The organism is Candidatus Glassbacteria bacterium (assembly GCA_019456185.1).
GTDB lineage: Bacteria > Gemmatimonadota > Glassbacteria > GWA2-58-10 > GWA2-58-10 > JAJRTS01.
Genome location: VRUH01000094.1, coordinates 1 through 7,914, shown reverse-complemented (window position 1 = coordinate 7,914; position 7,914 = coordinate 1). Strand labels below are relative to the sequence as shown.

Sequence of the window (7,914 nt, the reverse complement as noted above, 5' to 3'; positions counted from 1 at the left end):
TAATCCGTGGGGAGACCTCACCCCTCCGCGCCCAGGGGCGCTCCTCCCCTCTCCACAGGGTGGCGAGGGGAAACTGCGGACTGCAACCTCACCCTTCCGCCCCTGACGGCGCTCCCTCCCTCTCCGCAAACGGAGAGGGACAGCCGCAACAGCAACTGCCTACCCCACCCTCCCACGCCTGCCGGCGTTCCTTCCCTCCCCGCTGGGCCCTTCGACAGGCTCAGGACAGGTGTGGAGGGGAAACTGCAACTGCGATCCCCCAGCCCCGTGGATGAGAATTGGGTTCGTTTGGTAATCCGGGGGGGCTACCCCACCCTCCCGCGCCAAAAGGCGCTCCTTCCCTCCCCGCTGGGCATGGAGGGGAAACTGCAACCGCGGATACCCAGCCCCTTGGGGGGGATTGGGTTCATTTGGTAATCAGGGGTGGAGCCTCACCCTTCCGCCCCTGCAGGGCTCCCTCCCTCTCCACAAGACGTGGAGAGGGAAAGAACGAACAGCATCGGCAACATGAATTGGCTTCGCTTCGTAATCCAGGCTAGGAGCCGGAATTGGCTTCGCTTCGCAGTCCGTGCTGACCAAGGCAAATTGGGTTAGTTTCGTAATATTTCTTTTATCGCGAATATATCTTGTTATATCAGTATATTATGGCAGATTGGACTGCGTTTGTCCACGGAAAAATGGGGGGGGGGAAGGGAACGGCTATTTCATCCAATATTGTATACTGCATTCCATACGGGTATGGTTTGGTTCAACGAATCCGACAGGAGGGGGTGGGGTCAATTCTGTACGAAAAAGAAAAACGGCCACCGAAGTGGCCGTTTTGTATCGGTGACTTTTGCAAGTCTTGTTGCCGATAGTCCCCACCATCGGAAAAACCGATGCTTCAATCTAGTCAACCGCAACAGGAAAAGCAAGCGCCATGAAATACAGGCTCGCATTGGATTTGGGAACCGCCTCTGTTTGCCTGGGGGCTGTTGAGTTGGATGGGGCCGGCCGGGAAAAAAGGGTGGTCTACCATAAGATCAAAATATTCCAGGAACCTTTGCTGGTGTCGAAAAAAGGCGGCGTCGGCGCGACGAAAAAATCCGGGAAACGCCTGGCACGGCAACAGCGGCGGCAAATTGAACGCCGATCCCGGCGGTACAGAAAGATCGCGCATCTCGCACCCTTACTGCACCTGGACCCTTCCAAAATTCCCCCTGACAGCGGTCAGCGCATCCATTCCCTGCGGGCCGATGCCGCCACGTCCCCCATCTCACTATCCGATTTACTGCGGGTGTTCCTGAAAATGGCCAAGCGCAGGGGGTATGCCGGAGGATTCCGGGTCAAGGCCGAAAAGGACAAGGGCGTTGTAGAGACCGGTATCTACGACCTCGAGTCCAAAATGGCAGAGACAGATTCGAAAACGCTGGGCCAGTATTTGAACGCGCGATTCAAAAAGGGGGAGACGCTGCGTCTGAAACAAGCAGGGCTTTATGCGCACCGAACGCTCGTGGAAAAGGAGTTCGAGAAAATCTGGAATGTACAGGCGGAACACCACCAAATTCTGAACCATCAGCACGATGGGACTCCCCTGAAGAATATTTTTTTTGACGCCATTTTTTCCCAGCGCCCCCTGCGGTCCCCAGCGGCCATGGTGGGGCAATGTCCTCTTGAACCCACACTACCCCGCGCTCCGCGGGCCCAGATGGCGGCACAGGCTTTTCGGATCGAAAAGCAGATCGCCGATTTAAGATGGGGCCATGGCCACGGCACGCTTCCCCTGGAGGATTCGGAACGGGAAATCATCCGGGAAATGCTGCACGGGGCCAAGGAGGTTTCCTTCGAAAAAATCTACAAGGCGCTCAAAGCCTCACCCGATTGTCCGGAGCGCGGGCGCCTCAAGCTGAACCTGGAATACCAGGGGAGGGAAAAACTGAAGGGCAATACCACAGTGGCGGCTTTTGCCGCCAAAAAGTTGAACCTGAAAAAGGAATGGCTGACGCTGGATGAAATGGTGCAGGTGCAGGTCATCAATTTCCTGGCCGATTTGGGGTCGCCCGATCTGGTGGATCTACCGGGCTGGGCAGAGAGTTTCTTGACCGCCAATGGGAAGCCGCGCGTATTTCATCCGCAAACGGTGAAATTCATCGACCGCATGGTGGATGCGGGCGGTTTCGACCGGCTCTCCAAAATGGGATTCGAGGGGGGCCGCCAAGCCTACAGCCTGAAGGCCATTGAGCGCCTGCTGGAAAAAATGCGCGCAGGCATGGATGAATACGATGCCGTCGAGGCCATATATGGCCACAAGGAAGCGCGGGAACTCCAGGAAAAGCTCCCGCCCGCCGGGCCGGCCGGAAATGCCGTCGTGGATGTTGCGTTGGCGGAGGTCCGCCGCGAGGTAAACCGCGCCATTGATTTCCTGGGTGGCCCTCCAGCGGAGATCATTGTTGAAATGGTGCGGGAAATGGGCCTGGGTCCAAAGGCGCGCAACGATATTGCGATACGCATCGCCAAGAACCAGAAGGAGCGCGTCAACGCCGCCAGGGAAATTGAAAATCACGATGAAGCAGCGACAGGAACGAACATCCTGCGGTACCGCTTATTCGAGGAGCAGGACCGGCTCTGGTGCCCCTATTGCAGCGATCCAATCGATTTGGCTGGCGCCTTGGACGGCCACAGGACGAATATCGACCATATCCTGCCCCGCTCCCTGACCCGGACGGGCCGCAAGCGCGACCAGTTGGTGCTGGCCCATCGCGCCTGCAACGACGCCAAGCTGGACGCCACCCCTTTTTCCGTCTGGGGGAACGATCCCGGACGCTGGAAAATCATACAAGCCCGCGCGAAACGGTACGAGGAGAAAAAGCTGTTCGCCAAAGCCAAGTGTCTCTTGATCGAGGACTACACGCCGGAGGTGTTGGACGAGGAAGGGATTCTCGGATTTACGGAGCGGCAGTTCCATGAGAGCGCCTGGATCGCCAAAAAGGCGGCCCAATGGCTGCGCGTAATCTGTCCGGATGTGGCTGTGACGCGGGGAGCGCTCACGGCCCACCTGAGAAGAATCTGGAAACTGGACACCGTTATTCCCCAGGTGCGGCTGGAGGAGGGGTTGCCGATTTTCGATACGGACAACCGGCCCATATCGCCCGAAGACTTCCGGCGGCTGAAACCCCATTGGGAATCGCCCCCCCATGCCTGGCCCCGGCAGGAACTCCAACGGGTGATCGAAAAACGCATCGATCATCGGCATCACCTGGTGGACGCACTGGTGATCGCACTCTCAACCCGTGGGCTGTTCCAAAAAATGGCCTGCCACTACAAAGCCCTTGCCGAACGCAAAAGCCAGGGGGAACGGGTGAGGATGGCCCTGTATGTCCCCCCGCCCCTGGGAAACCTGCGGGAACTCGCCCTGGAGGCCGTCCGCAACCCGAACCTAAGCCACAAGCCGGACCGTTACCCCGACATCCGGTTTTTCAAGGACAATCCCCACGGGGCCGTGCAAACGGAAAAAGGGGAAATGTTGCTCCAGAAATCCAAGCTCTCCGAAATAGCGGGCAAGAGGGATTCGGATGCAACGGTGCTGAAACGCATCGGATGCATCGCCGCGCCCGTCACACGGGAAGCGGTGCGTGAAGCCTATCGATCCCGCCGCGCTGAGGGGTTGGAGCCTCATGAAGCCCTTGCCGCTCCCATCATGCACCTGGTGAACAAAACGGAAATCGTCAATGTCCGTTTGCTGGGGTACGGTTCCCACACGGCGAAAAGAATCGAGCACGTTGGCAGGGGAGGCGCCCACCACAAATACCTGAGCGTGGATGGATACGCCTACCTGGAACTGGCCTTCAAGGACGGCAAACCCCAATTGCCGCCCCGGGCGGTGCCGGCCCACGAAGCCATGGCGAGCAAGGGCCAGCCCGCCCCTGGGCATGTGCGGCGCTTCTGGAAAAACGACACGGTCATCGACGAGTCCGACGGAAAACGCTACTTGGTGCGGCAAATCGTGGCCCAAGGGGGGACTTTGTTCCTCACCCCCTACACGGATGCCAGGGAAGTCCGGGACATGAAAAAGGCGGATGGGCTGCGTAAGGTAAGCGGAAAGGGGTTGGCCCGGTTGCGAGTGACCGATGAGTGAGAACCGGATCCTTTTGATCGAAAACCCCGCCCACCTTTCCGTCGATCATAAACGGCTGAAGATCGCGGTAAAAGGGGAGGAAGCGCGGTACGTGCTCCCGTCCGATATTTCCGTGTTGGTGCTCCACCATCCGGAGGTAACGCTGACTGTCCATGCATTGCAGCGGCTCGCGGGGGCCGGGGCGTCCGTACTGCTCACGGACGCGTCCCACATGCCCGCCGGTCAACTATGGCCTTCCAATGGGCAAAGCGTAATGGGTAAACGCCTGCGCCAGCAAATCGCCTTGGAGCAAACCAATGATGGGGAGGGACTCTGGCGGCGGATCGTTCGAGCCAAAATCAATGCACAGGCCGCTACGTTGCGTTGGGCCGAACGCGCCGGTGCGTTGCGCCTGGAAAGGTTCGCCAGGCAGGTGGCACCCGGCGATCCGAAAAATATCGAGGCCCAGGCCGCAAGGCATTATTGGAAGCACCTGTTTTCGCCGGAATTCCGCCGGGTCAGGCCCAATGCGGACGATCCACAAAATACGCGGCTCAACTACGGCTATGCGGTTTTGCGTTCACTGGTGGCCCGCCAATTGGCCGCCTCGGGGCTGAATCCGGTATTGGGATTGGGTCACCGCCAAATCGACAATCCCTTCAATCTCGCGGACGATTTCATGGAGCCTTACCGGCATGCCGTGGAGCGGCAGGTCGTCCAGGCGGACATGGAAGCGGAATTCGACGGGCAGGAACGCGTGCGCGGGCTTGCTTTCCTGGAGTCCGAAGTCAGGCTCTCGCGGGGCGAATTCCGTTTGCCCAACGCCATCGCGGAATCAGTCGACAGCTATTGCAGATTCCTTGATGGAAAATCGAAATCCCTGGATTTGCCGAGGTTCTGATGGCAATCAATGGATGGCGTGTCATGTGGCTGATCGCAGCATACGACTGCCCGGTTTCAACCCGTGAGGCACGAAGCGCCTATCAACGCTTTCATACCCTGTTGCAGGAAGAAAATTTCTCACAGCATCAATATTCGTTGTATGTCCGCCATTTCCCAACCCTTGCGGCCGCACAGGCCGAAGCGGAAAAGTTGGGGAAAGCTGTTCCCGATGGGGCCCGCGCCGCATTTTATTTCATAACAGACAAGCAATACGGGATGACCCGCGAGTTTTTCGGCGCACAACCCACGGAAGAAAAGCCCTCAAAACCTCAACAAATTGAATTGTTCTGAGGGCTTTTTCGAGTCATGTCAGCCACTTGCGGGGCTGTCTAGTCTATCAGGTTTTCCGATGGTGGGGTATCGGAACTCGACGGCTATTCCATCCGCTGCATGAAGGAGTCTATCAGGTTTTCCGATGGTGGGGTATCGGAACTCAGTGTCCATTGCGTGCCGTTGCTGCTGAAGTCTATCAGGTTTTCCGATGGTGGGGTATCGGAACTCTGGAGAAGTTCGGTCAACTCTACGGCGCAGTCTATCAGGTTTTCCGATGGTGGGGTATCGGAACTTCTGGCTATGCTTCCAGGCAATAAGTATTAGTCTATCAGGTTTTCCGATGGTGGGGTATCGGAACTGTAACGCTTTGTCCCAGTGTAACGGTATAAGTCTATCAGGTTTTCCGATGGTGGGGTATCGGAACAACGCCTTTGTCGTCGGGGATGGCGTGCTCAAGTCTAACAGGTTTTCCGATGGTGGGTTATCGGAACAATCCCGATTTGGGGGGGCGTGGGGGGAATCATTTCCCCCACTGGTAGTTGATTTTATTTTATTGCTTTTTACTTTTGTCATTGTCTCCCCCATCCCACCGCCCCTTCCCCACTACAATCGCGGTATGCCATAAGTAGTTCCCCCTCGCCACTCTGTGGAGAGGGGAGGAGCGCCAACGGGCGCGGGGGGGTGAGGTTCGCAGTTGCAGTTCGCCCTCCCAGCCCAGCGGGGAGGGAAGGAGCGTCCCGGTAGTTCAATGGAATCCCGCGCGGGAGGGTGGGGTAGGCAGTTGCTGTTGCAGTTCGCAGTTGGCAGTTCAAATCTGTGTCCATCTGTGCAATTTGTGGCTGCTGTTGCAGTTCGCAGTTGCAGTTCCCCCCTCGCCACACTGTGGAGAGGGAAGGAGCCCCTCCAGGGGCGGAAGGGTGAGGCTCGCGGTTGCAGTAGCAGATATCAGCGTTCATCCGCGTTCATCGGCGGTTCCAAAGCAGTTCGCAGTTGGCAGTTCAAATCTGTGTCCATCTGTGCAATCTGTGGCTGCCGTTGCAGTTCGCAGTTATAGCCCTCCCTCCCCCCATCCCTTGCCACGCCCGGACGCCTTGCCCTACACTCGCCTTCCCTGGGAGGAACCGTCCCGGCGATTTTTTCCCCAGCCGGCTTTGCGATTTACACAGGAGGATGCCCCATGACCGGCTTTCCGAACTATGCGGACCTGAACCGGCCCGACGATAGCGGACTGCCCCTGGCCTGGGGGGCGTGGGGCGCGGAGGACCAGTTGGGAACCCTCAACCACATTACGCCCGAGGCCGTGCGGGCCGCGGCGGCATTGGTGCGGAGGGGCGTGCGTTTCAATCTGGACCTGCCTCTGCACGTTCCCTACGCCCTCACCAAGCCCAAGTCCCACCGCTTCCGCACCGCGCCACGGCACACCATCAACGAGATCACGGCCACGGGCGCCCTGGTGGGGCGGGACGACCTGCTGGATTCGTTCTACCTGCAAGGCTCCTCGCAATGGGACGGGCTGACCCATATCGGCGATCCCCGCCACGGCTTTTACAACGGGGTGCGGGCCGATCAGATTACGGGAAAGGAGGGCACCCGCAACGGCATCGAGCAGGTGGCCGAGTTCGGGATGGCGGGCCGGTGCGTGCTGGCGGACCTGTCCCGGCATTTCGCCAGGACTGGCCGCGACTGGCACCCCAACCGGCAGATGGTGGTGACCCCGACAGAGGTGGAGGAATGTCTTGCCGCGCAGGGCGTCACCCTGCAGGCCGGGGATATTCTGCTGGTTCGCTATGGATGGCTGGAGGCGTTCCTTGCCGGGGGGGACGAGGAAGGGCGGGATGCCGTCTTGCGGCCCTGGTCGTTCTCCGGCTTGTCGGGCGGGGAGGATACCTGGGAATTCATCTGGGACAACCGCATCGCCGCCGTCGCCAGCGATTCCGTCACCACGGAAGTATGGCCGCTGGTGGAGGGAAAGCCCAGCCTGCACCTGGCCATCGCCCGGCTCGGTATTACGATTGGGGAACTGTTCGACCTGGAAGCACTGGCCGAGGACAGCGCCGACAACGGAGAGTATACAGCGTTTTTCACCTCCAGCCCGCTCAACCTGCGGGGCGGGGTGGGTTCGCCGCCCAACGCCATGGCTATTCGCTAGCCGGTTCTCCAGGTAAGCGGACTCGGAGAGGGAATCGGATCGGATTTACGGCTGGGTTTGCGGCTGGAATTGCAGGAGGGGGAGGAGAGGGCTGAAATTATCTGCCCGGAAAAGTGGAACCCCAGGCCGGTAGACAGGAAAAAAGGAGGAAAAACCCTGCCTGCGGAGGGCCAGCCTGGGGTTCGAGCCGGGCATGGGTCCCATGGGGGTGATTGGTGATTAATTGTACAGTTCACCTCCCATTTCGGAAGAATTCCATTTTTTGCCGACCATCCGCGCCTGGATGGTTTTTTGCTCCGGCAATCTATCGATGACGCCACCTTTCATCAGGAATTTTTTTATGGCGGCCCGCAACTCTTCTTCCTTGATCATCTTGTTCTTCATTTTACCTCTAGCTTGGACGGCTTGCCAACATTACATCTACAGGCGGCTCAACTTGCCAACTTCCGTGTCAAAT

General features: G+C 58.7%; 4 protein-coding genes and 1 CRISPR repeat array. All 4 genes read left to right on the top strand.

The features are described from left to right. The first annotated feature begins 919 nt into the window (after window positions 1-919). The 4 genes from FVQ81_17675 to FVQ81_17660 all read left to right on the top strand — a co-directional run bounded on the left by FVQ81_17675 (window position 920) and on the right by FVQ81_17660 (window position 7,457). Complete coding sequence (locus tag FVQ81_17675) at window positions 920-4,114, top strand: hypothetical protein (GenBank protein ID MBW7998361.1); 3,195 nt, start codon at window positions 920-922, stop codon at window positions 4,112-4,114. Further along, entirely contained in the window at window positions 4,107-4,994 is an 888-nt protein-coding gene (gene cas1, locus FVQ81_17670) for a type II CRISPR-associated endonuclease Cas1 (GenBank protein MBW7998360.1), read from the top strand. Before FVQ81_17675 ends, cas1 begins: the two co-directional genes overlap by 8 nt. After that, window positions 4,994-5,326 carry a CRISPR-associated endonuclease Cas2 gene (cas2, locus tag FVQ81_17665; GenBank protein ID MBW7998359.1) on the top strand — a complete coding sequence of 111 codons (333 nt, stop codon included), beginning with the start codon at window positions 4,994-4,996 and terminating at the stop codon, window positions 5,324-5,326. Before cas1 ends, cas2 begins: the two co-directional genes overlap by 1 nt. Window positions 5,327-5,366: 40 nt before the next feature. Then, window positions 5,367-5,799: a CRISPR direct-repeat array (repeat unit 36 nt; unit sequence AGTCTATCAGGTTTTCCGATGGTGGGGTATCGGAAC). A 686-nt stretch (window positions 5,800-6,485) separates the two neighbouring features. Next, window positions 6,486-7,457: a cyclase family protein gene (locus FVQ81_17660; protein MBW7998358.1), complete on the top strand. Its 972-nt coding sequence runs from the start codon at window positions 6,486-6,488 to the stop codon at window positions 7,455-7,457. Window positions 7,458-7,914 lie beyond the last annotated feature (457 nt).